Here is a 26,236-nt window from a genome sequence, read left to right as displayed (position 1 = left end):
CATAAATGAAGAACATTAAAAAATACAAAATAACAGATGGAAAAAGTTCAAAAAAGGACTAAAATTGTCGCAACATTAGGCCCTGCTTCGGCAGACAAACAAGTTTTGACCAACATGATTGCCAAAGGGGTTGATGTGTGTCGGTTGAATTTCTCTCATGGCAGCCAGGCAGATCACCTTAAGGTAATCGAAACTATAAATGCAATAAATAATGAAACCGGATTCAATGTTGCCATCTTAGCTGACTTACAAGGTCCAAAGATTCGGATCGGAAAAATGAAAGAAGGTGGTGCTGTTCTCGTCAATGGTTCAAAAGTTGAAATCACCACACACGAACTCATTGGAGATGAAAACAGAATCTATATTACATACGAAAACTTTCCAAACGATGTTGAAGCAAACGAAATCATATTACTTGATGACGGAAAACTTCAACTTCGTGTTTTAGAGACCAACCATAAAGACACCGTAACTTGTGAAGTCGTGCATGGAGGTGTCCTTACTTCACGTAAAGGTGTCAACCTGCCAAACACCAAAGTATCTATCCCTTCATTGACTGAGGAAGATTTGGATAACTTAAACTTTGCATTGGATCACGGTGCTGACTGGATTGCCATGTCATTCGTTCGTTCGGCAGAAGATATCGCACAATGCAAAAAAATCATTGCTGAAAAAGGAAGTCATGCGCGCGTAATCGCCAAAGTAGAGAAACCAGAAGCGATCGAAAACATTGATGCTATCATCGAAGCTACTGACGCTGTCATGGTCGCTCGTGGAGACCTTGGTGTTGAACTTCCCATGGAAGAGGTACCGGGACTTCAAAAGATCATTGTCCAAAAATGTAGAGACCTTTCAAAACCTGTAATTATCGCTACTCAAATGTTAGAAAGCATGATTACTACACCTCGTCCTACCCGTGCTGAAGTAAACGATGTTGCCAATTCAGTATTGGATGGGGCAGATGCAGTGATGTTAAGTGGAGAGACTTCAGTTGGCGAATTTCCGGAGATCGTAATCGAAACAATGAGTAAGATTATTATCCACGTGGAACAAACTTCTTATCCTTATTATAATGAGAAAGTTAGTGAGATACACGACGGAACGCTTATTCCGGACGCAATTTGTGCCTCTTCAGTTTATCTGGCTCAAAAAACAAATGCCTCAGCAATTGCCGTGTTGACATCTTCCGGCGCAACAGCATTTGAAATTACAAGTTACAGACCAAATGTAGACATCTTGGTATTTACAGGTACACAGACATTATTGAGACAATTGAGCTTGCTTTGGGGCGTAAAAACATTCATTTACGACAAATTCGAAAGTACAGATGGTTCTATCCATGATGTCAATAGATTTATCGTCAAAAACAACTACGTTACACCAGGATCAATTATCATTAACACAGCCTCTACACCGTTAATTGAAAAAGGTAAAACAAATACAATCCGTGTTTCTCAGCTGTAAGAAATAGGATCAAAAAAGAAAGGCATTCGCGGTAAAACGAATGCCTTTCTTTTTTATTTTTTGGGATAGAGCGAATCTATCTTAAATTTGAAATCTTTCACTTTTAAACTATCTTCCAATAGCTTAAACCTTAATGAGTCACGCTGTGATTTTTTCCGCTTGGGTATTTTTTCTGTCCCCGGCATAGGCGATAGACTATCCAGCTTTTTGAATTTCTGAACGGGCATATTATACTTCGCTGAAGCCGTATCTAATCCCAGAACGGGCATCTTGGAGTGTTTATCCTGTAATAAAGGACGATACTCTTTTTGCTTAATTTGGCCAAAGGCAATTCCCACCGTAAAAGATAATGCCAATGATAATACGTAAGCTTTCATAACATAATCTATTTTAACTTCTAATTTACAACAACATAACCAAGATTTAAAGCAATCGCTGTTAAACATTGTTAAAACAGCTTCAAAACAAGTTAGCATCTTTATATTTGTAACAATACAAGTAAAGTGGAAGATGGAAGGCAAGAAAATATAATTTAATGAAGAAAAATAGTATTGTATTAATCATTGGACTAATGTCTTTGGCGCTAATCGGGGTATTGGCCATGCAATTCTATTTCCTGCGGGATTCCTATCGTCAAAAATCACAGCTTTTTGATGAATCTGTCAATGCCGCGCTTACGGCTGTCGCAGGGAAACTCGAACGCCGTGAGGTTGTGGATTTCGCGAAAGTACAACAGGAGCGTAATATCGAAAAATCCAAGCAGGAACAAGCGAAACAACGTCAGTTAACTGAACAGCTTAGGCTCCAAACTCAAATTGAAGAACTCCGGGGCAAATTAGATCAGGTCTATCAAAAATATAAAGTACGAGAAGACAAATTAAAGGCACTTTATCCCAATGTAGTCAATATCGAAAACTGGTTTTACGAAACCTATATCAGAAGACCACAATATCAGGATCTCGTTGAGATTAATATTATCAAAACCCCAACAAATAGCATGTATTATCAGGAAGACGTCATTGTGTCAGCAACAAAGACTATTCCGCGTATAGAAGCAAAGGATGATAGCACTCGATTTTTGATTATCCATTTTGACGATTACAAAAGATTGATAGGAAGAGATTTATTTGTCCTCCCCCCAAGATCAGATCCAAAATTAGCCCGGAAGATTTTCGAACTTGAAACGAAATTAAATAAATTATCCCGGCAAAATGCCCGGTATGAATTCAATGTCTACGACTCCGTTGCCATGCTCGGCGGTAAAAAGGCTGATTACATCGAAGATGTCGCTATCGGGATGGAGCTGGCCAAAAGACCGCTAAAAGACCGGTTAAACGTTATAATTGTTCAGGAACTCCTAAAAGAAGAACTGGCACAACGAGATATCAAAGCGCCGTTTAATATCGAAATATGGAGCACAAGCAACATCTTGCTGAACAATATCCTGAATGAAGCCGAATTAAACAGCCCTAAAAATACCACAAAGTACTCAACTGCTCTTTTTAAAGGTGACATCGGTGCTGCGCCGGGAAAACTGACAATATATTTTCCGAATAAAAAAGCGATTATTGCGGACAACATGGGCTATTTATTACTGCCCATGCTCGCGCTCCTGTTTCTACTGGTCGGATGTTTTGCGTATACGCTTATTATTATCTTCAGGCAAAAGAAAGTATCTGAAATGAAAACCGACTTCATAAACAACATGACACATGAGTTTAAAACTCCCGTGGCTACGATTATGATCGCCAGCGAATCACTCAAGGATCCGGACATCAATGCAGACCATAAACGTGTACAGAAATTGGCCAATATCATTTACGACGAGAATGTTCGTCTCGGAAATCATATTGAACGGGTACTGGATTTGGCAAAACTGGAGAAAGAAACCTTAAAACTCGACCGTGAAGATGTGCATATCAACGACCTTGTTGCCGCCGTCACCGACAGTATGCAGCTTCGGATGCAGAACATCGGCGGACAGTTCAGTGTTGACCTAGCGGCGACAAAAGATATTGTTGTCGGGGATGAACTGCATTTTTCAAATGTTTTTTACAATCTACTGGATAATGCGATCAAATACAATAAAGGAGATCTACATGTCAATATCAATTCCAAAAATGTCGGCGACAACATCGTTATCACCATTGCTGACAATGGAATCGGGATGAGCCGGGACCACCTTCAAAAGATATTCGATCAGTTTTATCGCATTCCTACTGGAAATGTCCACAATGTAAAAGGTTTTGGCCTAGGCCTCAGTTATGTCCAGGATATATTGAGAAGGCTCAATGGAAGGATCACCGTAAAAAGTGAGAAAGATAAGGGCACAACCTTTGAGGTAATTTTGCCCATAAAAAAATAACACGTTCCTTTTTTGTATATTCAGGGAACATTAGTGAAAATTAATAGATTCATTATGCAAAAGATATTATTAGCAGAAGATGATCCCAATTTGGGGGATCTTTTAAAGGATTATCTCGAATTAAAGGGAAAATTTGACGTTACGCTCTGTATAGATGGGGACGAAGCCATTTCCCAATTTAAAAAAAATGATTACGACTTATGCATTTTCGATGTCATGATGCCTAAAAAAGACGGTTTTACCGTAGGCCGTGAAATCAGAAAAACAAATAGCACTGTACCGATCATCTTCGCCACCGCAAAGGGGATGATGGAAGACAAGACTGAGGCATTTGAATTAGGTGGAGATGATTATATTACCAAGCCGTTCCGTGTTGAGGAGTTGCTGCTTCGGATTAATGCCCTTCTGAAACGTAGTGTTAGAGACAAAGAAGATGAAGTGGTTGCAGACAAATTTGAAATTGGAGATTACTTCTTTGATTATACAAGTCAGCAGATCTCCTACAAGGGCCAAACGCAAAAATTATCAACAAAAGAGGCCGAGTTGCTCCGTCTGCTCTGTTTAAAAAAGAATGATGTATTGACCCGTGAAGAAGCCTTATTAAAAATATGGCATGACGACAATTATTTCACCGGCAGAAGTATGGATGTATTTCTCAGCAAACTTCGCAAATATCTAAAAGAAGATAACAAGGTAGAAATTGTCAATGTGCACGGGAAAGGGTACAAACTTCTGGTAAGCTAAAAACATAGCGGGTGAGATTCCATTGAACAATTTCACCCTGCTTTCCAATGAAAAGAAAGAAATAAAACTTTTCTATCCTTAGTAGATTATAAAAAATAGATGCACTTTTATAAAAAATTTGCATATCAAAAAAAAATGTACTAACTTAGCGTCGCTTATAGAGAAAGGCAGAGGGAATAGACCCGATGAAGCCTTAGCAACCTGTCCCTTGACAAGGTGCTAAATTCTACCCTACTTGATATGGGAATGATAAGCCGAAGTCACCGAATTCTAGTGTGTCCTTCTCTCTAGCAAGAAATATAGTTGTAAAGAAATATTAAAAACATTATTATGTTATTGACTAACAATTTAGGTTACCCTCGTGTGGGCGCGTTCCGCGAATTGAAAAAAGCCAATGAGGCCTATTGGGCTAAAAAATCTTCTGTTGAGGAATTATTGGACACAGCAAAAAAAATTCGTGAAGGCAATTGGAAAACACAAAAAGATGCTGGAATAGATTTGATCCCTTCCAATGACTTCTCTTTTTACGATCAAGTATTGGATTTAACCCTTACTGTTGGTGCTATTCCTGCTCGTTATCATTCTTTATTGAATAAAGTTGATAACAACTACAGCTTAGACTTATATTTTGCTATGGCCCGCGGTTTCCAGCAAGAAGGAATTGACGTGACTGCAATGGAAATGACCAAGTGGTTGGATACCAATTACCACTATATGGTTCCCGAATTCACAAAGGATCAAGAATTCAAATTGACTTCTGAGAAATTCTTAAATGAATACAACGAAGCAAAATCATTGGGTATTGAGACAAAACCTGTTTTATTAGGCCCAATCACTTACCTTTTGATCGGTAAAGAAAAAGAAGCTGGTTTCGACCGTATCGACCTATTGGACAAATTGGTTCCGGTATATGAGCAAATCCTGGCTAAATTGGCAGAAGCTGGTGCACAATATGTTCAGATTGACGAGCCTTTCTTGGCTTTGGATCTAGACGAAAAAGTAAAAGCATTATACCAACCTACTTTTGAGAAATTAGCTGCTGCTGCAAAAAATATCAAATTAATCGCTACGACTTACTTCGAAGCATTAAAAGACAACGAAGATATCGCGGTTAACTTACCGATCCATGCATTACATTTGGATTTAGTACGCGGTGAAAACCAATTGGATACCGTTTTGGCTAAAGTTCCTGCTTCATTGACATTATCATTGGGTATTGTTGAAGGCCGTAACATCTGGAAAAACGATTACGAAAAATCGTTGGTTAAAATCAAACAAGCGGTTGATGCATTAGGAAAAGAACGCGTTTGGGTTGCTCCTTCTTCATCATTATTGCACGTTCCTTTTGATTTGGACAATGAGCACAATGAGCAATCATTGCCTGCTGAAGTTAAAAACTGGTTAGCATTCGCAAAACAGAAATTAGCAGAGGTAAAAGATCTAGCGATCTTAGCTGACGGTGAGGTTGATGCAGAAACGACAAAACGTTTTGAAGCAAACAAAGCTGCTGCTGAAAGCCGTCGTACTTCTCCATTGATCCACAAACCAGAAGTTAAAACACGTACGAGCAATATCACTGATGATGATGCAAAACGTACATCAGTATTTGCTGACCGTAAAGCAGCACAACAAGCGAAGTTCAACTTGCCAGCATTCCCTACAACAACGATCGGTTCATTCCCACAAACGAAAGATGTGCGTAAATGGAGAGCTGATTTGAAAAAAGGAGCGATCACACAAGAAGAATACGATAAAGCAATTGCCGAAGAAACCGAAAACACAATCCGTCTTCAAGAACAATTGGATATCGACGTATTGGTTCACGGCGAGTTCGAACGTAATGACATGGTTGAATACTTCGGTGAGCAATTGGCGGGATATGCATTCACTCAGAACGGTTGGGTACAATCCTATGGTTCCCGTTGTGTGAAACCTCCAATTATCTACGGAGATGTTTATCGTCCACAAGACATGACTGTACGTTGGTCTTCTTACGCTCAATCATTGACTAACCGTCCGGTTAAAGGGATGTTAACTGGTCCAGTTACCATCTTACAATGGTCTTTCGTGCGTAACGATCAACCACGTTCGACAACAACTTACCAAATCGCATTGGCCATCCTGGATGAAGTACAAGCTTTGGAAAAAGCAGGAATCAAAATCATCCAGATTGATGAACCAGCAATCCGTGAAGGCTTACCATTACGCAAAGCTGATCAAAAAGATTACTTGAACTGGGCAGTTCGTGCTTTCCGTGTATCTTCATCCAATGTAGAGGATGATACACAGATCCACACACACATGTGTTACTCTGAGTTCAACAATGTGATCGAAGATATCGCAGCAATGGATGCAGACGTAATCACAATTGAGACTTCCCGTTCACAAATGAAATTATTGAATGCATTTGCCGGTGATTTCAAATACCCGAACGATATCGGTCCAGGTGTATATGATATTCACTCACCACGTGTACCAAGCAAAGATGAGATGGTAGACTTATTGCGCAAAGCAAAAGCAGTAGTTCCTGCGGAGCAACTTTGGGTTAATCCAGATTGTGGCTTGAAGACACGCGCTTGGCCTGAAACTAAAGCTGCTTTAGAATCAATGGTTGATGCTGCGAAAATCTTAAGAGCAGAATAATTCTTAAACTATATTGATAAAAGCCCAAGATGAGAATTCATCTTGGGCTTATTTTTTGAGTACTTTATCCGAAATCAAGCATCTTCGTCAGTTATTTACCTCGCTTTTTGCTTGTCTTGGTCATTTCCTGTTTTCCTTTAATCCGATCTTCGACAGACTTTATGACCGTGGACAGATCGCTGTCCAGGTTATCCAACTTAGCCATTTTGAGGATTTTTAAAGCCTTTTTGTATTTCTTTAATTTCTCAAGCAGCAACACCTTCTTAATCCAGATCGCTGTCAGGGACATCCCGGGCAATGTCAATGCATATTTGATGGTTTTCTTTGCTGCTTCGTAATCGCCCATGTCGATCAAGGTCTGTATAAAATAAGGGTACACTTCCAAAGCATGCACATTGTGGCTTAAAGCCTCCTGAAAATATTTCTTTGCCTGCTCATAATCAAAAAGTTGCTCCGCATAAACCCTACCCATTAAACACAACGCCATGGTATTGGATTCATCGTATGACAAGGCATAGGATAAGGATTCTAACGTATCCTCCAGATAATATGGATAATTATCCAGAGCCTGAAGGACATATTTATTCACTGAATTCATTGTTTTTTTTCAACATTACATGAGTATTAGACCTCCTGCGACCACCACCAGCCACACAGATGTCATTTCCTTTTATCGGTTAGATCATCTCAAATGATCTCCTGGCGACACATACATCACGATCCGATGCTGTATTCAAGCGCCGAAAATTGGTCCGGAAAAGAAGATTAGGAGAGTGCGGTATTCCGGAGAATATGCCCAAGACTCTTCTTTGAGGACGAAGCTGGGGTTTTTAGTATAGCAAACATATTCTTCCGTTTTTTTATTTTATATTAATACCTAATTGTGTTGCAAAGATTCAAAATATTTATCAGATTAAAAAATATTTGATTATTAACAACTTACAAACATGTTATATCATTGGCATATTATTGTCATATCGTTTTTTTTAAAATCAACACCGTTTTAGCCATTTTCGTGTCATGGAAAGTCAAACAGTAAATCAACTCATCAAACAATCTAGAAAGCGCAAAGGACTGACACAACAGGATCTCGCCAATCAAGCAGGCCTATCTTTAAGAACAGTACAACGAATCGAAAAGGGGACTGAAGAGATCAGTGGTTTCAGTTTAAGACAAATCAGTCAGATTTTAGAAATTCCTTTAGAACATTTAATTATGCCAAATGTAAATCAAATCAGTATCGACAAAAACCAAAGTGGAAGCATAAAGGCTCTTTATCTGGCTTCTCTAACATTTCTGGTCAACCCCTTATTGGGCTTATTGGTCCCGGCCATTATGGGCTACACGAAGCAGAATAAAGATGCCCAATACAGCAAGCATCTAAAAAAGATCATCATCATACATGCCTCCGGTCTTTTATTTCTCGGAGCCTTTATAGGCTATCTCCTTACAGCAAAATTTTTTCATATTCAACTGCCCTCGTCTTTAAATTATATTTTTACAGGCTGGCTTTTTCTGCTCATCCCAATGTGCTATTATGCCGTAATTATCATCTTCACAGCAGTAAACTATTTTAGAATTAAAGGATCTGATGTAAATTAAAAATAACTAGTATTCAGTTTACTCGAATCAGAATTCACGATAAGAGCAAGCTGAAAATACAGCTATATGAATAGGTTTTATAAAATCAGAAGAACATTTCCCATTAGAGATAAGAGAGAAAGCGGGGACATTAAGGAGAAATTGTTGTAAAATTTTATAATGGTTTTTTTTGAACAACCAATATCCACTCATTTTCCAATGTGAGATATCCCATTTCATAGATAAAGTTATAAACCTGGCCTTTATTATTGACAAATGTATGCGTGTGGAATTTGAAATCAAATCCCAGTCTTTTTAATTTTTCGCGCAGGACCTTTGTCATACCCTTCTCCTCCCCTTCCAGCACATCCGCCAAAATACGCCGGTTTTTACGCAATATATTATTCACATTACGGATCAGATTGGTCTGATCACTATTCAATTTATTGTTGTAAGCATTTCGACAGGAGTCATCGCAAAAGCGCTTATCCGATCTTCCCCGTATATTTTTCCCACATTCCAAACAGACTTTTTCCATAGTGTTCAATATGAAAGTTAAACGACAACAAACGGTTACAACCGACTATAGTCGAATACAAATGGTAAACAGACGATTATTATTCTTTCTCCTTTTCATCTTTGCTCAAGGTCATTCCACATCAATTGTTATGGCCAGTAACTAAAATAAGAATTATTAGAAACATTTAAAAATTAGACAAAATGAGCACATTACGTAACAAAGTACAATTAATTGGTCATTTAGGAAATGATCCTGTAATCAAAACCACTTCAACCGGGGTAAATTACGCTATTTTACGACTTGCCACAAATGATCTTTTCAAAAACAAAGCTGGAGAATGGGTAGAGGAGGTACAATGGCATACACTTGTCGTATGGGGCAAGCAAAACAATACCATTGAAAGGAAATGTAGCCGCGGGACCAAATTGATGGTTGAAGGGAAACTAACCTATCGTAACTACGAAAATGCTGATGGAACGAAAAGATATATTACTGAAATCAAAGTTGACAGCTTTTTGATTCTATCCGATCAAAACTGCGCAAACGAGGATATTCCGGTACCACAAGAGGAGGATGAACAAGATCTTCCATTCTGATTTAAGACAGAAAAAAAGTAGGACTTTTATACAAAGCCCTACTTTTTATTTTTTATCAAAAACTATTTCGCTGCACTAGCAGTTAACTCTGCTGCTAGCTTTTGAGCATACTCCGACCATAGCTTCGCATCTTCCGGAGTTAATTTAGTAAGAGCGGTAGCAGTTTTTGTAGCCCACTCCTGTTGTTTTCCGGCTAACTCCTGAATTTTAGTTGCATCTCCGCTTTTAGCAGCTGCAACATATTCGTTCACATATTTTGTGTAATCGTCTGCCAACTGTTGTGCTTCCGGAGAACTAAACTTTGGCACTTCAGTAGTCGTTGTTGTCTCTGTCGTTGTTGTCTGGGCAACACCACCTTGTGTATCAGTCGTTGTGACCGTATCCTTTGTTTCTACTTTTTTGCTATCTGCATTATTACAAGAAACAAGGAAAAGTGCAGCAATTGCTGCAGATAATACCATTTTTTTCATTTGTATAAATTTGTTTTTAAATTGTGATGAAGCGATCAAATTTATTCATCGCTCAGAGAGGTTGAATAAAGCATGATGGTTCCATGAAACGAATAAGTTTATAATAAATTAAAATTATTTACCAACTTAAATTTGGATTATTTTGTTTTATAATCCAAATTTATTTTTTTTCAAAAACAAATAAGTGTTAAAAAAAACCTCCGTTTTTCTCTTTACCATGCGTTTACATTAAAAATATCTGATGAAAAAACAGTTGTCGATTGTAACAAAACCATGGCATTAATCACCGTACTGACCTCACCTAGTCTCCAAAGCAAGATACTCCCCGGAAACGATATCCATGATCTGAATATTCTTGCAGTCTCCCTTTAAGGCATTATTCATAAAGTCTCTATTTTCAATGGTATTCATGAGCTCGTTGACTCATTAAATTTGTACTTTAAGGTATCCGTGAGCTCAATCGCTCGGTTCATCCTGTCTTCGGCGGTATATTGTTCAATCTCATCGGTACAAATGAGCTCGTGTTTGCTTTTTGCCTCCAATCTCGACTTATATCCTTTCAAATTTACCATACAGTTTCCAAAAATTTCCCTTCTCGGCCAATACAAAGTCGACTTTCTTCCATGCGTTTAAAACCAAGCTTATTTCCTGCTCTGCTAAGGTATATTTTCCAATAAAGAATTCCTCGGCTGAAAAACATAGGCCGAAGGCATTGTTTAGCGTATGCAAGCTTTCAATGTCAATTTCTTCAAAAAATAGAATTGATTGTGCTGATACAGCGAAGTCACCGGGTACCGGTATAGCATCCATATACTCCATCGCAATAAAACGATTGCGGCTCTGCAACGGAAACTCGATGACCGGCAGTTCATTTAATTTTGACACATAAGTACAAGCATCTAACAGCGCTTCACGTTCCAATAACGGGACCTGTGCCAATCGCTTCCCCCCTACTGCAGGCGTATCAGGCTGAAAATAATCGTTAAAATTGAGAATCTCATTAACAGAAAGATTTTTTTCAATCAGATGTTGCACAGGAATGCCAAAATAATTTGCAATTTTTAGGACAATCTCTATTTTTGGTTCGGCACGCATCTCTTCGTAAGATGAAATATTCCCCCTAGTAAGATTAAAAACATCTCCAAAAGCCTGCTGACTCAATCCTTTCACCTTTCTCAGCTTTTTTATATTATTCCCGACGTTACTCATTTTAAAAAAAAATTAATTTTTTCTTGCAAAATATTTTTGCAATTCACTATCTTTATGCAAAGAATATGTGCAATATATAAAAAACTTGATTATGTACTTCTCAAAAATTGAAAATTATATCGCCAACATCGGTTATAACATTACCCATAAGGATGAAAAAGAAGGCGTCTTTGTCATCGAAAACGAAGATGATGGTATTCGAAACCTCATTGTGGGTATAGCACATCCCATCGTAATTTTCGAGCAGTATCTATTTACCATCAACAACGAGAACATGGACATGTTCAGATCGTTGCTCATAAAAAATAGAGATATCATCCATGGCGGATTTGCCTTGACGGAGGATGGCAGAAAGGTCATATTCCGATATACTTTGCAGATACATAATCTGGATCAGAATGAATTTGATGCAGCCATCAATTCACTTAGTCTTTTGATCAGTGAATATTATAATCAGTTAATAAGTTTTTCAAAATTATAGAATAATGAATATTTTTAAGAGAATTTTCAGAATTGGTCAGGCAGAGATCCACGCTGTAGTGGACAAAATGGAGGACCCCATCAAAATGACGGAGCAAGGTATCCGTGAGATGAAAGAAGACCTGGAACAATCGTTAGAGGCTTATGCAAAAGTAAAAGCGCTAGCGATACGCACGCAGAATAACTGTGAAAAGAAAAAGGAAGAAGCCAATGAATTTGAAAGCAAGGCTATTTTATTGTTGCAGAAAGCACAAAAAGGAGAACTTTCTGCCGAAAAAGCAGAAAGCCTGGCCAAAGAGGCCCTATTACTGAAAAAGCAATTGTTGATTGAAGCTACCGAACTGGAAAAACAGGCAGCAATTCATCAGAGTTCCGCAGAGGAATTGCATAAAAATGTGGATATACTTAAATTCAATATCGCTAAATGGGAAAGCGAATTATCAACTTTGAAAGCACGGGTCAAGGTTTCCAATGCAGCTAAAATGGTCAACCGGCAACTGGCCAACATTGATTCCAACAGCACGATTTCCATGTTGGAACGCATGAAAGAAAAAGTCGAAGAGGACGAAGCATTAGCGAAAGCCTATGGTGAAATCGCAACAGGTAATAGAAGCAAGGTGGATGAGATCAATGAATCCATAGGTGGTTCGGACGCTGTAAACAGTGAACTGGAAGAATTAAAACGAAAATTGAATGGCGATGCGGAAATATGAGTATAAAACAATCAAAATTGAACCCCAAGGCTTCTGGGGAACCAAATTGGACTCGGACAAAATCGACAAGATTCTGAACGACCTCGGTGATCAGGGCTGGGAGCTGGTCGCGATGCAGGACCTTGAAATGAATGGTAATTCCTGGTCATTTCATTACACCTTCAAAAGAGAAAAAATTTAAAAGAAAATATGATGACAGAATTAATCAATATCTTATTCAACCCATTGTCAAATGGCATCATGACTGTCCTGACAGGCCTGTCTGTAGTGTATTGGTTATTTATGTTTCTCATGGGCGATGGCGTGCACCTATTTGACGCGGATGCCGATGTGGACCTACATCCTACACCTGATGTCAGTGACGTCGATGGCTCACATGATATTGATACCGATGGACCAGATCATCCACATCATCATACAGACTCCGATACGCATACCGAACCGGGTTTCTTTGCCAAGGCAATGGATTATATCAATGTCGGAAAAGTGCCCATTATGCTTATTGTGACCATGTTTAAATTCGTTGGCTGGGTGATCACCATTGTATCTTCATTGTATATTGACGTTGCATCCTTGGGAATAAAATCGGTATTGATCCTGGTTCCGGTTTTTATCGTTACGTTCTTTTTAATGCATTTTCTGACCAAACCCTTAGCAAGAATGTTCAAAAATATTGGCTATAATGGCGAAGAGAGCCATGATTTCCTCGGCCGCATGGGTAAAATGCGCGCAAGTATTGAGGGTAAAAAAATAGGTTCTGCTGAATTTATTATCCAACAAGATCCAATTCGTCTCAATGTCGTAAGTCATAATGGCGAGAAAATCGGCTATGGCGATGATGTCATTATTGTGGACGAATCCAAAGACAAAAAATATTATTATGTCACCAAGGAAATCACCATTGACAATATTTAATCGAAAATAAAAAAGAACAAGGAGCAAGGATTAAGACTTGATCGGTAAGCCGTAGGCTTGCGCAACTAAAATCCAAATACTCATATCTAAAATCTAAATAAATACTAATCAATATGCTATATCAACCTCTTTTATTTTTAAGCGGCTTAAACGGAATTATATTGCTGATTGTCGGTTTAGCTGTTTTTCTAATCTTTGCATTCTTTGTTGTACTGAGTGCATTCTACAAAAAGATCCCGCAGGGAAAGGCAATTGTCCGGACAGGTGTCGGCGGAACGAAAGTTGCCTTCAACAAGGGTATGTATGTCGTCCCGGTTTTCCACAAGATGGAGATCATGGACATCTCCATCAAAAAAATTGAAATCGCCCGTATGCAGAGCGAAGGACTGATCTGTAAAGACAATATCCGCGCAGATATCAAGGTGGCATTCTTTGTTCGTGTCAACAAAAATGTGGACGATGTGATCAACGTTGCTCAGAATTTGGGATGCGACCGTGCCAGTGAACCCGAAACTTTAAAGAGCATCTTTGAATCTAAATTTTCTGAAGCTTTAAAAACCGTAGGTAAAAAATTCGACTTTATCGAACTCTATGAAGCACGTCGCGAGTTCCGTGATGAAATCCTCAATATCATTGGTACAGACCTGAACGGTTATATCCTTGATGACTGTGCGATCGACTACCTGGAACAAACAGATATCGAACATTTAAATCCCAGCAACATCCTGGATAGCGAGGGCATCAAGAAAATCACCGAGCTGACAGCAAAACAAAATATCAATGCCAACTTTATCCGTCGTGACGAAGAGAAATTAATCAAAAAACAAAACGTAGAAGCACGGGAGGCAATTTTAGAACTGGATCGTCAACTTGCCGAAAAAGAAGAAAAACAAAAACGTGAAATTGATAATATCAAGGCCCGCGAGGAAGCAGAGATCGCTAAGGTACGTGAAGAAGAGCGCCTGAAATATGAAAGCGTCCGTATTTCCACCGAAGAGCAGCTGGCAGTACAGGAAGAAAATAAACTACGCCAAATTATCATTGCCGAGAAGAACAAGCAACGTACAGATGCTGTGGAAGCCGAACGCGTAGAGAAAGACCGCGCATTGGAACAAACCGAACGTGAGCGTATTGTCACCTTGGCTCAGATTGACAAAGAGCGTTCGATTGAGACCGAGAAGAAAAGTATTCAAGGAGTAATCAAAGAACGCGTCCAATTGGAAAAAGGCGTTATCGAAGAGCAACAAGGTGTCAAAGATATTGAAGTATTCCGTGAAGTAGAACGGAAGAAACAAGCTGGTGTTATTGCAGCATCACAAGAAGCAGAAGAAAAATTAATTTCTACGGTGAAAGCGGCTGAAGCAGCAAAAATTGCGGCAGAACAAGAGGCTGAGAAAAAAGTGATTGACGCCGAAGCGGCGCGTAAGATTGCAGAAAAACGTGCACAGGAATTATTGATAGATGCTGAAGCGAAAAAAGAGGCGTCACTCAAAGAGGCCGAAAGTCGTAAGATCATAGCTGAAGCTCAGGCGAAAGAAGAAGCTGCAATAGGTTTATCGGAAGCCGAAGTAATGGTCGCAAAAGCCGAAGCCGAAGAGAAGCAAGGTACTGTACAGGCAAATGTTATTGAGAAGAAAGCCGAAGCCATGCGCAAAGAAGGTTTAGCACAGGCGGAAGTTGTCCGAGAAAAGGCACTTGCGGAGGCAAAAGGTATCGAAGAGAAAGCCGAAGCGATGAAAAAACTGGATGGTGTTGGTAAAGACCACGAAGAGTTCAAATTACAGTTACAGAAAGAACGTGACATCGAACTTGCACAGATCAATATCCAAAAAGATATTGCACAAGCACAGGCGGGGGTATTGTCCGAAGCGCTTAAAACAGCGAAGATAGACATCGTCGGTGGTGAGACCATGTTCTTCGAAAACATTGTACGTCAGGTGTCCAATGCCAAAGGTTTTGACCATCTGATCGACAATTCGAAACATGCCACTGATATCAAAAATTCACTATTGGGCCCAGACGGGAAAGGTGATCTCGCCGAAAAAGTACGTGGACTGGCAGATAAATATGGTATCTCATCCAATGATATCAAGAACTTAACAGTTTCTGCGGCGTTGATCAAACTGCAACAGGCAGCCACAGATGCCGAAAACGGTGAAGATGCCGGTTTTATCAATTCCTTATTTGGATTAGCAAAAAACTTAGGCATTTCCAATAAAAAGCTGTCTTAAGACATCTTAAGCTTACTAATTATCCGCAAGACCATTTCAAAATGGCTCCTGCGGGTAGTTAAAATTGATTTTGTCACAACAATCCAGTAGAGAAAGCTCATTTTATGCCAGAAGAAAACGTAATAAATCAGAACGACAGCCTTGACCAAGGTGCATATGAGATTATCCGAAAGCGGCTTCTTACACAAAAAGAAGAACTAGCAACAAGACTCCAAGGCTTGAATGAAGCCCGTAAAGAAGTCTTTAATTCAACAAGCTTTGTCCTCAAAGCCAATCAACGGATCACCACAGAAAACAACTGTGTTGCCCGCGGTATTCTGGCCTTGGATAATCAATGTATTTTTGGGTATAACGTGCATTTTGGACTGCGTACCGAGATCAAGCTGGAAGATGTTTTCAGTGTTTATGCATTTGAGAATAATCAATTTATTCCGCAGTCCCTCGACCTGATCAACGATCAAAATTTTATTTCAGATTACCAAAATCTATATAAATACTACAGGGATTCCATATTCTCCAAATTTCGTAGGACGGAGAACTATTTGTACATGATCTTTCAGACCAGCAAAAATCCCGCTGACCTCAAAGCATTCAAATGGTTAATCAAAGATGGTAAGCTCCAGTATCAGGATGACCGCAGCATCCACGAAGTCAAATTGCCCAATCAATTTGAATTTGACTGGACGAAAACCACGCTTGAAGACCGTCGGCTCGGTAAGTATCCCCATATATCCATTATGGATAAGATCTTTATTGAGGCGATCAATGGCGACATCACCTTCAAGATCGAAAACAATACAGACAGTGGTAAAGGGATCTATTCCGAAAAAGTGGTCAATGCAGACCAACAATTAGACGACGCTGATTATTACTACGCGGATCTCGGCAATCTTATTGCGGTACGCATCAAACCTTACCAGGAAGATTTCAGGGCCTTTGTCTATAACCAACGGACGAAGGAAGTAATCAACCTCAAATCACTGAATGAATCAGCAATACTGTTACCGGACAATCAGGGGATTATTTTCTCCAATGGCTACTATTTACAAAATGGCACAAACAAAGTTTTTGACGCCCAGTTTGAGCAGGTATCGTTCCTTCGTAGAATAGCCTCCCCCAATGGTGAGGATTTTCTATATATATTCTGTCAGGAAGAAACGAATACCTATATCCTGCTGTCATACAACATCATTCAGCAGCATGTCGAGACTCCGATTATCTGCAACGGATTTACCCTGTTCAAAGATGGTAGCTTAATTTATTTCCGCACTGAGGCAGAAGCCACCAGACATCATCAGGTGCAGATCTGGGAAACACCCTATATGGCCATGCTCAAAGAAAATGAGCAAAAGAAAGATGATCCCCTTTATAAGGTAGGCAATAAACAGATCGTGCAGGCGATGGCCGAGGCTCAGGAGGTTATACAGCTGATCAACAAAGAGGACAGCTACGAAGGTTTATACGAAGATATCCTCAAAAAGTCCACGGTATTATTGGATTCCTATTTCTGGATCAAAGATGAGGCCTTATCAAATCTTGGCCAGCCATTAACACAGATCAAGGAAGTCGCCAATACCGCCATTGATGAATTTGTCAAAGTACAGGCACAACGCAAACATGCTGCAGAATTAAATATAGCAGCAGAAAAGAAGATGGAAGAACTCACCTTCTCCATCAATAGTACCGTTGTAGACAAACTCGATCAGCTCGTCCATCAATTGGCCGACTCCCGTCGTCTTCAGGGTGAAATCATCGACCTTAAAAATGTAAAATATATTGATACGGTCAGCATAGATAGTCTGTTGGAAAAACTGCAGGTTATCACTTCTGGGCTGGCTGAAAAAACCATTGCTTTTCTCCTACGTGATGAAGCTCTGCTTCCTTATGAACAGAAAGTAGAACAGCAAAAGAAGAATGTGGATGCAATAGTGAAGGTCTACGATGCCAAGGCAATCGAGGAAGCCAATTTGGCCATTTCAAGCGAACTGGAACTATTGATTGATATCCTCAATAGTCTAAAAATTGACGACTCCACGCAGACGACCAAAATTATTGAGAAGATTTCGGTTATTTTCTCTTCACTAAATGAAGTCCGCGCACAGCTTACGCGAAAGCTCAATTCATTGAAGAGTACAGAAGCAATAGCCGAGTTCTCTGCACAGCTGACCCTATTGGAGCAATCCGTGACCAACTACCTCGAACTGTCAACGACAACCGAAAAGGTGGACGAATATTACACAAAAGTCATCGTTCAGCTGGAGGAGCTTGAAAGTAAGTTTTCTGAATTTGAAGATTTTGCGCTCAAGATCGCGGACAAACGTGATGAGGTGATCAAGGCTTTTAATTCCCGCAGGGAACAAATCGTTGAACAGATCAACAAGCGTACATCCTCGCTCGAGCAGATCGGTCTTCGTGTATTAAAGAACATTGAGAACAAATCCAAGACATTTGCAACGCGGGAAGAGATCCTCAGCTTTTTTGCCTCGGATCTGATGATCGACAAGATCAGGCAGTTGGTACAGGAGCTAAAGACGCTGCAGGATGTCTCAAAAGCCGAAAACCTTGAAAATCTATTAAAGAAATCACAGGAAGATGCCTTACGGGTGTTACGGGATAAAAATGACCTCTTTGTAGACGGGGAGAATATCATTGCTCTTGGTAAACACAAATTCGCCGTCAATAACCAATCCCTCAGTTTAACCCTGTTGCGCAGAAACGACGAGCTCTATTTCCACCTGACAGGTACAAGCTTCTATCAAAAAGTGCAGGCCGAGGAGATCAACAGGTTTCAGGATATCTGGGATCAGGAACTTGTATCCGAAAATAAGGAGGTCTATCGTGCAGAATATCTTGCATACAAAGCATTCCTGGCTTCGAAAGGACAACAAGATTTTGATGCTGTACTGTTCATCACGCAGACCGTGGAGCAAAGTTATTCGGAAGGTTATGTCAAAGGAGTTCACAATGTGGATGCGCTATTGATCTATGATACGATAAAACAGCTCGATAGCAAATTGGATCTGCTTCGCTATGATCCTTCTTTGCGCACGATGGCTCAGCTATTTTGGCAATCGCTTTCTGATGATCAGCGTGCAAAACAGCTGGCGCTGATACACTCGACTTACACGATATTGAAAACGTTTCCAAATTCAAATCGTTACCAATCCGTCATTGATGAACTCAGCAAGTTGTTCAATGCCTGGGAGACACATTTGGATCGCGCCACCATTCATGACCGTGACCTGGCAACTTACCTTTTTCAAACGTTTACGAGCTACAATACCTTTGTCGTCAGTGAACAATCCGATGAACTGAAAAAGGCGTTTACTCGACTGCTGGAATCCAAGAAAAGTTACAAGCTTTTTGAAGCGGATATTCAGAACGAACAATTTAGCTTGGTAGATCGCTTTTACCTGACTTTAAACTGGCTCAACTCCTTCGTTGATGAGCATCCGGAATATCTTACGCTACGTAAATATATTGAGGAAGCAGCGATCATGTTGCTTTATCCGACGCAAGCATATCACTTAATTATAGCCAAAGACCAAGCACATATCAGCGGATTAAAAGGCAACCATACAATCCTCAACAACGGGGAGGAGCATATCCAATATCATGAATTTTTAGCACGTATGGCACAATTCAGTGATTATAATGTACCTCGTTTTGTGGCTTTCTCCACATTGAAAGAGCAGCTTGCAAAGTCCTATGCTAAAGAACTAAAGATAGGTGAGTTTGAGCCCAAAGTACTGACTTCCTTTGTACGTAACAAGCTGATCAATGAAGTTTATTTTCCACTAATCGGAAACAACCTCGCCAAACAGCTTGGAGCCGCGGGGGATAACAAGCGTACAGCCCGTATGGGAATGCTTCTATTGATCTCGCCTCCGGGTTATGGTAAGACCACCTTAATGGAATATCTTGCCAAAACTATGGGCTTACATTTCGTCAAAATCAATGGGCCGACCATTGGTCATTCGATCACCTCCATTGATCCGATTGAAGCGAAAACATCCGGAGAACGGGAAGAACTGAAAAAGATCAATCTCGCATTTGAGATGGCTGACAATGTCATGCTGTATCTGGACGATATCCAGCACCTAAATCCGGAGTTTTTACAGAAGTTCATTTCTCTTGCCGACGGTCAACGTAAGATTGATGGCATCTTTGAGGGCGAGAGCAAGACCTATGACCTCCGTGGCAAGCGCTTTTGCATCGTGATGGCCGGAAATCCATACACAGAGAGCGGCTCTAAGTTTCAGATTCCCGACATGCTTGCCAATCGGGCCGATGTGTACAATCTCGGTGATGTGATCGGTGATACCGAAGCATTATTCAACCTCAGTTTGATTGAAAATGCGGCTATTGAAAACAGTTACCTCGAAAAGATTGCAAGCAAATCATTTAACGACTTCTACGCCCTAGTCAATTATGCACAGTCTGTTATGGATCAACTGCCGGATTTAGAGGGCAACTACCTGAAACAGGATATTGATGACTTTATCGCCGTGCTGCGCCATGTACTGAAAATCAGAAATGTGGTGATCAAGGTTAATCAAAATTATATCCAGAGCGCGGCTATGCAGGATAATTACCGTACCGAACCGCCATTTAAAATGCAGGGATCGTATCGTAATATGAGCAAACTGGTTGCACAGGTGGTACCGATGATGAATGAGCAGGAAATTGATCAGGTTCTTCTCGCGCACTATGAGAGCGAATCGCAGACATTGACAGCGGATACCGAAAGCAATCTCTTAAAACTAAAAGAGCTTGCCGGGCTACTGAACCCTGTCGAGCAGGAACGTTGGGAAGCCATCAAAGAAATCTTCCGCAAGAACAACAAACATGGTGGACTGGCCAAAGACGATAAAGTATTCGGTCAGCTACTGGACTTCAATGAAAATCTGGAAGGTATTATTCAGGCAATTCGGGAGTATAAGAACTAAAACCATAAACTTAATTTTTCTCCATTGGCCTATCCGAACCAATGGAGAAAAATAATTTATCAGATGATTTAGCTAAGATCGCATCTACAGTCATCCCGAATCACGATTACCCTATTTTACAGCTCCCGAAGAAACGGTAAATATCCCATAATCGTCAATAAGCATCCGCTCCTTGCGCACCCCATTGTAAGCCATAATCCGATCCAGCTCTTTCTGCGAACGTCGGCGCATGACCCAATCTTTCTTCTGATGGCTGTTCAGCACATAAGCGATCATTTTCAACTGTGGATGCCATGGCTGTCCGGTATAGACCAGATGGCTGTTTTCCTCACAAATGGAAGTCGCGCCATGTACCGCCCTACTTGCCATTTCATTGTCGCCAAACAATTCGAAAATACCGGAGATTACTACAATATTAGGTTCAAAATCCAGTTTGCTGTATGTAGCCGGATCAAAACAGTCGTAATTGCTGAAACGTATTCCTTGGAGGGCTTTCTTCTTGATGGTTTTCTCACCCACTGCTATATTTGGCAACAGAAACTCGTTGATCACGATCTCTACCTCTGGATATTTTTCTTTGATATCAAATAAATAATTTCCGGTGCCGCCAGCGATATCCAGAATTTTCACAGGTCGGCCTGTAGACTTGACTCGCGCAATATTCTCTTCTAGCAGCCGTAAGAGATGCTGTTTGCGTATACGGATTCCTTTCCAGCCGATCGCTTCTAAGTATCCTTTGTCAATAACTTTGCCTAACCCCAACCTGCCCTTCGGCTCATTACGGTATACGTAATCCAATGAGATTCCTGAATCAAAACCAAACTGAAGGCCTAAGTTCATACCATGACTCAATGATCCGATCTTGCCTAAAGTCCATTTTTGGAATGCATAGTTTAGCTTCTCAGCCGCTGGCATCACCTTATGGTACAATTTCTCATATTCTTTTACCGAAAACTCGTCAGCCTCCAGTCCCTGTTCGGGCATTTGCCTTGCATAGGCTTTCGTAATAAAATCTTTTAAATAGGTATAGACTTTCTGTCTGTTGGATTCAAACAGGATACCATGATAAAAATTACGCAGGGTAATAAATGTCTTTAGCTTGGAAGCGATGGAAACGAAGAATTGCTTTTGCACCGAGTTTTTAACCACATAGTCCTTTTCAGCAGATAGCACAATCACGGGAATATCGATTGCGGCTGCATCGTCTACGATACGCACACCAGCTTTCAATAGATCGACCAATAAAGCGCCGTTAATGGATTTTGAGATTAGGGGATCAGCATCATAAGCCTGTTGTTGTTCGATATCATGCGTCAATACCTTCGCTTTAACATAGCTTTGGATAACAAGATCCTTTTTCAGTTTAGTTCCCAGTGCAATCATCTGATTGGCCAAGGGCACATACAGTTTGATTTCAAATGCGGGCGCCAATAAAGCCATACCTGCAATCGGAGGGGCAAAATCATGTACCCAAGCACTTACAATGACCCCAGCAATACTATTGGCGATGACAAAGACATCCTTCGTATCAACCGCATATTCGGTATGAATATAGGACACAAAACAGTCCAGATCACGCACATTATCCATGAAAACCGGTGATACGGGCACTTTGGTATGGCCATGTCCACGCAGGTCGAATGCAAAGATGGAATAATCGGCAAACTGCGGATCGGTAGCCATCTCCTGCAAGCGTTCTGAATGTTCATGCCCACGGTGCAATACAATTAAAGCCTTTTGTCCCTGTTGATAATTCCAAACACGATATAGCAGTTCCCCTTGATCGAAACTCTTAAAATAACCTGATTTCATCTTTTTATAATTTATTCCATTAATACAATGGCATATGTAATTTTAGTTTCTCTTTCGATATGCCTTTTAAAAACAAAGACCAAGCCACCCTTTTTGATCACGATCTGCCCGCGACGATAATTTTCATCAGCTGGATCGCATGAACCTGTAACATCATATGCCTATTGATCGACTTCACCCGACCAATAGCTTTATTTAAATCTAAAGATAATAATTCCTGCGTCATCAGAATAGCAAAAATCATGCTCCTACTATAACCCATTGTACAATGAATGACCATATTTTCATGTTCGTTCATTTTGCGGTAAGCGGATACCATAGCGTCTATGATCACATGGGCATGATGCAAATCGATCTCCGCAATATCCAGCAAAGGGAAAGAATAATACTTTTCCATGGCACCTAAGAGTTTTACCTCCTCCAGCTCAGCTGCAAGGTCAAAAACAACCAGATTGCGATCCAATCCCAAGCCTATAAGTTCCGAAGCGTTCAACCTTGGCCCCACATAACAACGGGGCAATAACTCCATCAGCGGCGGATTATTTTTCTTTCTAAAAAAACGCCACATCAACCGGTACGCAAATTGGTAAGGAGCGTAAAATACTTTCTTAATCAGCGGTATTCGACCTCGATGATCCTTTAAAAACCTCGTATTACTGCGCAGGTAATTGTAACCAACCGCAAAGCAGACGAAGGCTACCCAAGCAAAAACAATCAGCGGCAATAAATATCCCTCGCAAAGCAGCGCCAGTAGCATGAATATCCACCCAATAAGGTAATAACTATTCGCTAGTTGTTGGTTTCTGACTACCGGACGACAACTATCAAGATTTTGGGTATCAATGCCCGATTTCTCAGCTTTCTCTTCGTTCCGCCCCCTGCTTTGACCTATAGCCTCCCCTTGTACCGATTGTTCAATGGCATTCGGAAAGAGGATAAAACTGAACTGAACGAGTATGCAAGCTGTCAATAGATCGATCACATGGTGCTGATATACGGTCAATGTTCCTAAGCCCATCAACAGAAGCCAGATGCCCAAGATTATTTTCTTCCAACCGTTGAACTTCCAACGCAGCACCGACCAAAAAAGACAGGCATAAGCGACATGCAGGGAGGGTGCCTGATTAAAAGGCGAATCATATTCCTTTAAGAAGGAAAAGAAAATAGTAAACAAAGGATATTCAACCAACGGTCTGTCAAAAGAAAACCGCAACGGAAAAAGGAGAAAGCACAATGCCGCAATCAGGGTAACAAACGTAAATCGCTTTGCATAGCACAGGAGCTCCCCTTTTTGTCGACAGTAAAACGGCACGAAGCAAAAAAACAGTCCACTACTCATATAAGGTAGGATCATCCATGGAACGAACGAAATATACTGTTCAAAATCGAATACAAAGGAAGACACCACAACTAAACTGGAGGCGTAGCCTGCTGCATAAGGATAGGTAAGTTGAAAAAGCAACAGGCAATAAATGGCAACAAGGAGCTGCCCACCTACCTTCTTTAATCGTTTTTCATCCATTTGGCTTTCCTAAACATGATTTTACTTAATAATACATGGGGAAGCAGGCCTAAAAATCCCATCAGCCATTTCATGCGCATCGGAAAAATCACGATTTCTTTCTTTTGCTGTATCGCTTTTAAGATGCGTTGCGCGGCATCGTCCACGCTGATCAAAAAGGGCTTTTTGGAGAGATCCTGCTGATTAAGTTCGCGCAGTTTGGTTGTATCCACATACCCCGGTGCGATGACTGTCACCGCAATCCCATACGGAAGCAATGCCCTTCTGTAGGCATCAGCCACTTGAATTGCAGCCCGCTTTGTTTTGCTGTACAAACTTGAGTTTGGAAAATCCAGCGTCCCCGAGACGGATGCTATTGTTGCGATCTGCCCCTTTGATTGTCCACGCATGGCTTCGCGGGCGACTTCAAAACAGTTCAGGGTACCCAGCATATTGACGCGGAGCATCGCACTTGCCTCTTCATAACTGATGCGCAGTGCCACATCATCGGCATAACTTCCGCTACAATTGATAAAAAGATCCAATGTCCCATGATCACAGAAAGAATTAACGGCATCAGCCAATACGTCCCGATTACATACATCCACTTCAAACTTGATGAGCGCATCGAATGTCGCTTGATTGGTCAACTTTGAAAGGTCTCGACCACATACAGCAACTTCAGCCCCTTGTTGGAGGTAGCATTGTGCTAGTGCCAAACCTATTCCGCTTGTTCCGCCTGCGATAAATACCTTCATTTTATACAAAAAAAATAGCGATTATATTACCCGCTTGATCGGGCTATCCTGTCAAACAAATAAACTTTCGATGTATGCCAACTAAACTCTCCAATAGATCCCGTATTACACGATAAATACTTCCAAGAACCATTACCCAGAAACATCGTGTACTACGCCATCCGCAGTTCCATCGCCTTGCGATATCCATAATTCCACTGCGCTTCCATCGCAACCGCAAATTCATCCAGACTTGCCGGAAGGGACAATGTTATTTCAAATCTACGCCAATCTATGTCTTTTCTGCAATAGTTTCCTGCTAACTTTTCCGCAGCATCCCTTGTATCGATCCATCGGAGACCCTGAAATTGCTGATCAATATCCCGCAGGCGTTGGTTTCCGCTGAAGCCCAATACCGCTCTGACCAATCCCTCCTCCTGAAATTTATACCTCTGCTTGCACTCACAGATTACTTCTGCTGCCAAAGACTGCGCCAGTTCTACAGGTACCAGATCAATGGCTCCACCGGCATAATATTCTCCATTCCGCTGTATTGGCTCAATATAAAACATATCGGACATGGAAATACGAACAGCTTCCAACAAGGTTACCGTTGAATTTATTGCTACCGCAGGAGCAACAGCACTTTGTCCATAATTTTCACCTTGAATTTGGATATTATCCAGACTTACGTTTGATAGAGCAGTGGTATTCCCCATCAGGACTTTCTGGTAGAGCTTACGTTCGCCCCGTCTCTCTCCAACTGCTGAGCGGTCAAAAAGCATTTTCGAACCAATAATAATCGCCGGTATTTCCTCCGAAAATGGACGGTTCAAAGTCGGTAATAAGGGTGAAAGATCATGTTCCATCTTGACCAGATAACGATCAAAAACATCTTCCAGATAAGGAGCAGTTCTCTTATCCCATTGCTTTCTTAACACATACCAACCCAGCTTGCCCAGATGACGCTGCTGTGTAAGTTGATGTCCACAGAAGAAGCGATAAAACTCTTCGGATTGGAGATAAGATTTCCGTTCTAAATCCCTTGCAAAAGCCTGAATAATCGCAGCGGCCAACGATCCACCACAGGTAGCAATCAGTAGATCCGGTTTTAATCCCAGTTCCTCCAACGCGGCATACATTCCCAAGTATAAGCCAAAACGAGTACCACCTCCTGAAAATAAAACTGCCCGTTGATAATTCATTTCTGAGCTATTAAATATGAGTTTATGCTTTTACAAGGCCGGGGCCTAATTACAGTTTTTAACCTTTGATAGATTGACGTCATTTTTCTCCATTCGTAAGC

21 protein-coding genes and 1 riboswitch are annotated in these 26,236 nt (G+C 40.7%); of the genes, 12 read left to right on the top strand and 9 right to left on the bottom strand.

Annotated elements, in window-relative coordinates:
• The first annotated feature begins 36 nt into the window (after positions 1-36).
• Positions 37-1,464 (top strand): pyruvate kinase, encoded by a 1,428-nt coding sequence (pyk, locus tag G6053_RS02620; RefSeq protein WP_165305479.1) that lies wholly within the window; start codon positions 37-39, stop codon positions 1,462-1,464.
• Between the two features lie 53 nt (positions 1,465-1,517).
• On the opposite strand, the gene G6053_RS02615 is transcribed toward pyk, so the two are convergent.
• Positions 1,518-1,841, bottom strand: coding sequence for a hypothetical protein (locus tag G6053_RS02615; protein ID WP_108636228.1), 324 nt, complete (start codon positions 1,839-1,841; stop codon positions 1,518-1,520).
• Between the two features lie 158 nt (positions 1,842-1,999).
• On the opposite strand from G6053_RS02615, the gene G6053_RS02610 reads away from it, so the two are divergent.
• The 3 genes from G6053_RS02610 to metE all read left to right on the top strand — a co-directional run bounded on the left by G6053_RS02610 (position 2,000) and on the right by metE (position 7,216).
• Complete coding sequence (locus tag G6053_RS02610) at positions 2,000-3,829, top strand: HAMP domain-containing sensor histidine kinase (RefSeq protein WP_165305478.1); 1,830 nt, start codon at positions 2,000-2,002, stop codon at positions 3,827-3,829.
• Between the two features lie 54 nt (positions 3,830-3,883).
• Entirely contained in the window at positions 3,884-4,573 is a 690-nt protein-coding gene (locus G6053_RS02605) for a response regulator transcription factor (protein WP_108636230.1), read from the top strand.
• A gap of 152 nt (positions 4,574-4,725) precedes the next feature.
• A riboswitch (SAM riboswitch) is annotated at positions 4,726-4,829 on the top strand.
• A 74-nt stretch (positions 4,830-4,903) separates the two neighbouring features.
• Positions 4,904-7,216 (top strand): 5-methyltetrahydropteroyltriglutamate--homocysteine S-methyltransferase, encoded by a 2,313-nt coding sequence (gene metE / locus G6053_RS02600; protein ID WP_165305477.1) that lies wholly within the window; start codon positions 4,904-4,906, stop codon positions 7,214-7,216.
• Positions 7,217-7,307: 91 nt separating this feature from the next.
• On the opposite strand, the gene G6053_RS02595 is transcribed toward metE, so the two are convergent.
• Complete coding sequence (locus tag G6053_RS02595) at positions 7,308-7,814, bottom strand: tetratricopeptide repeat protein (RefSeq protein WP_165305476.1); 507 nt, start codon at positions 7,812-7,814, stop codon at positions 7,308-7,310.
• Between the two features lie 422 nt (positions 7,815-8,236).
• Here G6053_RS02595 and G6053_RS02590 point away from each other — a divergent pair, with 422 nt between their 5' ends.
• A complete protein-coding gene (locus tag G6053_RS02590; protein WP_108636233.1) occupies positions 8,237-8,818 on the top strand; it encodes a helix-turn-helix transcriptional regulator in 582 nt (193 codons plus the stop codon).
• 154 nt (positions 8,819-8,972) lie between these two features.
• Here the strand turns inward: G6053_RS02590 and G6053_RS02585 are convergent, their stop codons facing one another.
• Entirely contained in the window at positions 8,973-9,335 is a 363-nt protein-coding gene (locus tag G6053_RS02585; RefSeq protein ID WP_108636234.1) for a hypothetical protein, read from the bottom strand.
• Positions 9,336-9,517: 182 nt separating this feature from the next.
• Between G6053_RS02585 and ssb the strand changes: the two genes are divergently transcribed.
• Positions 9,518-9,913, top strand: coding sequence for a single-stranded DNA-binding protein (ssb, locus tag G6053_RS02580; protein ID WP_165305475.1), 396 nt, complete (start codon positions 9,518-9,520; stop codon positions 9,911-9,913).
• 62 nt (positions 9,914-9,975) lie between these two features.
• Here the strand turns inward: ssb and G6053_RS02575 are convergent, their stop codons facing one another.
• A complete protein-coding gene (locus tag G6053_RS02575) occupies positions 9,976-10,383 on the bottom strand; it encodes a hypothetical protein (protein WP_108636236.1) in 408 nt (135 codons plus the stop codon).
• Positions 10,384-10,932: 549 nt separating this feature from the next.
• Positions 10,933-11,592, bottom strand: coding sequence for a helix-turn-helix transcriptional regulator (locus G6053_RS02570; protein ID WP_165305474.1), 660 nt, complete (start codon positions 11,590-11,592; stop codon positions 10,933-10,935).
• Positions 11,593-11,683: 91 nt separating this feature from the next.
• Between G6053_RS02570 and G6053_RS02565 the strand changes: the two genes are divergently transcribed.
• The 6 genes from G6053_RS02565 (at position 11,684) to G6053_RS02540 (ending at position 20,880) form a co-directional block, all read left to right on the top strand.
• On the top strand, positions 11,684-12,073 hold the full coding sequence (locus tag G6053_RS02565; protein ID WP_108636382.1) for a YbjN domain-containing protein: 390 nt from the start codon (positions 11,684-11,686) through the stop codon (positions 12,071-12,073).
• A 4-nt stretch (positions 12,074-12,077) separates the two neighbouring features.
• A complete protein-coding gene (locus tag G6053_RS02560) occupies positions 12,078-12,785 on the top strand; it encodes a PspA/IM30 family protein (protein WP_165305473.1) in 708 nt (235 codons plus the stop codon).
• The gene (locus G6053_RS02555; protein WP_165305472.1) at positions 12,766-12,966 is read left to right on the top strand and encodes a DUF4177 domain-containing protein; all 201 of its coding nucleotides are present in this window, start codon (positions 12,766-12,768) and stop codon (positions 12,964-12,966) included. Before G6053_RS02560 ends, G6053_RS02555 begins: the two co-directional genes overlap by 20 nt.
• Positions 12,967-12,974: 8 nt before the next feature.
• Positions 12,975-13,700: an OB-fold-containig protein gene (locus G6053_RS02550; RefSeq protein WP_241254901.1), complete on the top strand. Its 726-nt coding sequence runs from the start codon at positions 12,975-12,977 to the stop codon at positions 13,698-13,700.
• 113 nt (positions 13,701-13,813) lie between these two features.
• Positions 13,814-15,931 (top strand): flotillin, encoded by a 2,118-nt coding sequence (locus G6053_RS02545; RefSeq protein WP_108636241.1) that lies wholly within the window; start codon positions 13,814-13,816, stop codon positions 15,929-15,931.
• Positions 15,932-16,035: 104 nt separating this feature from the next.
• Positions 16,036-20,880, top strand: coding sequence for a DNA repair ATPase (locus G6053_RS02540; RefSeq protein ID WP_165305471.1), 4,845 nt, complete (start codon positions 16,036-16,038; stop codon positions 20,878-20,880).
• A gap of 111 nt (positions 20,881-20,991) precedes the next feature.
• Here the strand turns inward: G6053_RS02540 and G6053_RS02535 are convergent, their stop codons facing one another.
• The 4 genes from G6053_RS02535 to G6053_RS02520 form a co-directional block, all read right to left on the bottom strand.
• Positions 20,992-22,692, bottom strand: a complete 1,701-nt coding sequence (locus G6053_RS02535; RefSeq protein ID WP_165305470.1) for a bifunctional alpha/beta hydrolase/class I SAM-dependent methyltransferase — start codon at positions 22,690-22,692, stop codon at positions 20,992-20,994.
• Between the two features lie 97 nt (positions 22,693-22,789).
• The gene (locus G6053_RS02530; RefSeq protein WP_165305469.1) at positions 22,790-24,214 is read right to left on the bottom strand and encodes a dual specificity protein phosphatase family protein; all 1,425 of its coding nucleotides are present in this window, start codon (positions 24,212-24,214) and stop codon (positions 22,790-22,792) included.
• Positions 24,196-24,951 carry an SDR family NAD(P)-dependent oxidoreductase gene (locus G6053_RS02525; protein WP_165305468.1) on the bottom strand — a complete coding sequence of 252 codons (756 nt, stop codon included), beginning with the start codon at positions 24,949-24,951 and terminating at the stop codon, positions 24,196-24,198. The genes G6053_RS02530 and G6053_RS02525 overlap by 19 nt, the downstream gene beginning before the upstream one ends.
• 152 nt (positions 24,952-25,103) lie before the next feature.
• Positions 25,104-26,135: a patatin-like phospholipase family protein gene (locus G6053_RS02520; RefSeq protein ID WP_165305467.1), complete on the bottom strand. Its 1,032-nt coding sequence runs from the start codon at positions 26,133-26,135 to the stop codon at positions 25,104-25,106.
• Between the last annotated feature and the right edge of the window lie 101 nt (positions 26,136-26,236).

It is taken from the genome of Sphingobacterium sp. DR205, assembly GCF_011064245.1.
Classification (GTDB): Bacteria; Bacteroidota; Bacteroidia; order Sphingobacteriales; family Sphingobacteriaceae; genus Sphingobacterium; species Sphingobacterium athyrii.
This window is presented reverse-complemented; position numbering and strand designations above follow the sequence as displayed.

What these genes read in the sequence shown, in the direction of transcription:
- G6053_RS02560 (WP_165305473.1), top strand. Translation starts at nt 12,078, where the DNA reads ATGAATATTTTTAAGAGAATTTTCAGAATTGGTCAGGCAGAGATCCAC.
- G6053_RS02595 (WP_165305476.1), bottom strand. Translation starts at nt 7,814, where the DNA reads ATGAATTCAGTGAATAAATATGTCCTTCAGGCTCTGGATAATTATCCA.
- G6053_RS02590 (WP_108636233.1), top strand. Translation starts at nt 8,237, where the DNA reads ATGGAAAGTCAAACAGTAAATCAACTCATCAAACAATCTAGAAAGCGC.
- G6053_RS02610 (WP_165305478.1), top strand. Translation starts at nt 2,000, where the DNA reads ATGAAGAAAAATAGTATTGTATTAATCATTGGACTAATGTCTTTGGCG.
- G6053_RS02575 (WP_108636236.1), bottom strand. Translation starts at nt 10,383, where the DNA reads ATGAAAAAAATGGTATTATCTGCAGCAATTGCTGCACTTTTCCTTGTT.
- G6053_RS02565 (WP_108636382.1), top strand. Translation starts at nt 11,684, where the DNA reads ATGTACTTCTCAAAAATTGAAAATTATATCGCCAACATCGGTTATAAC.
- G6053_RS02570 (WP_165305474.1), bottom strand. Translation starts at nt 11,592, where the DNA reads ATGAGTAACGTCGGGAATAATATAAAAAAGCTGAGAAAGGTGAAAGGA.
- G6053_RS02525 (WP_165305468.1), bottom strand. Translation starts at nt 24,951, where the DNA reads ATGAAGGTATTTATCGCAGGCGGAACAAGCGGAATAGGTTTGGCACTA.
- G6053_RS02540 (WP_165305471.1), top strand. Translation starts at nt 16,036, where the DNA reads ATGCCAGAAGAAAACGTAATAAATCAGAACGACAGCCTTGACCAAGGT.
- G6053_RS02585 (WP_108636234.1), bottom strand. Translation starts at nt 9,335, where the DNA reads ATGGAAAAAGTCTGTTTGGAATGTGGGAAAAATATACGGGGAAGATCG.
- G6053_RS02545 (WP_108636241.1), top strand. Translation starts at nt 13,814, where the DNA reads ATGCTATATCAACCTCTTTTATTTTTAAGCGGCTTAAACGGAATTATA.
- G6053_RS02535 (WP_165305470.1), bottom strand. Translation starts at nt 22,692, where the DNA reads ATGAAATCAGGTTATTTTAAGAGTTTCGATCAAGGGGAACTGCTATAT.
- pyk (WP_165305479.1), top strand. Translation starts at nt 37, where the DNA reads ATGGAAAAAGTTCAAAAAAGGACTAAAATTGTCGCAACATTAGGCCCT.
- ssb (WP_165305475.1), top strand. Translation starts at nt 9,518, where the DNA reads ATGAGCACATTACGTAACAAAGTACAATTAATTGGTCATTTAGGAAAT.
- G6053_RS02615 (WP_108636228.1), bottom strand. Translation starts at nt 1,841, where the DNA reads ATGAAAGCTTACGTATTATCATTGGCATTATCTTTTACGGTGGGAATT.
- G6053_RS02605 (WP_108636230.1), top strand. Translation starts at nt 3,884, where the DNA reads ATGCAAAAGATATTATTAGCAGAAGATGATCCCAATTTGGGGGATCTT.
- G6053_RS02520 (WP_165305467.1), bottom strand. Translation starts at nt 26,135, where the DNA reads ATGAATTATCAACGGGCAGTTTTATTTTCAGGAGGTGGTACTCGTTTT.
- G6053_RS02550 (WP_241254901.1), top strand. Translation starts at nt 12,975, where the DNA reads ATGATGACAGAATTAATCAATATCTTATTCAACCCATTGTCAAATGGC.
- metE (WP_165305477.1), top strand. Translation starts at nt 4,904, where the DNA reads ATGTTATTGACTAACAATTTAGGTTACCCTCGTGTGGGCGCGTTCCGC.
- G6053_RS02530 (WP_165305469.1), bottom strand. Translation starts at nt 24,214, where the DNA reads ATGGATGAAAAACGATTAAAGAAGGTAGGTGGGCAGCTCCTTGTTGCC.
- G6053_RS02555 (WP_165305472.1), top strand. Translation starts at nt 12,766, where the DNA reads ATGGCGATGCGGAAATATGAGTATAAAACAATCAAAATTGAACCCCAA.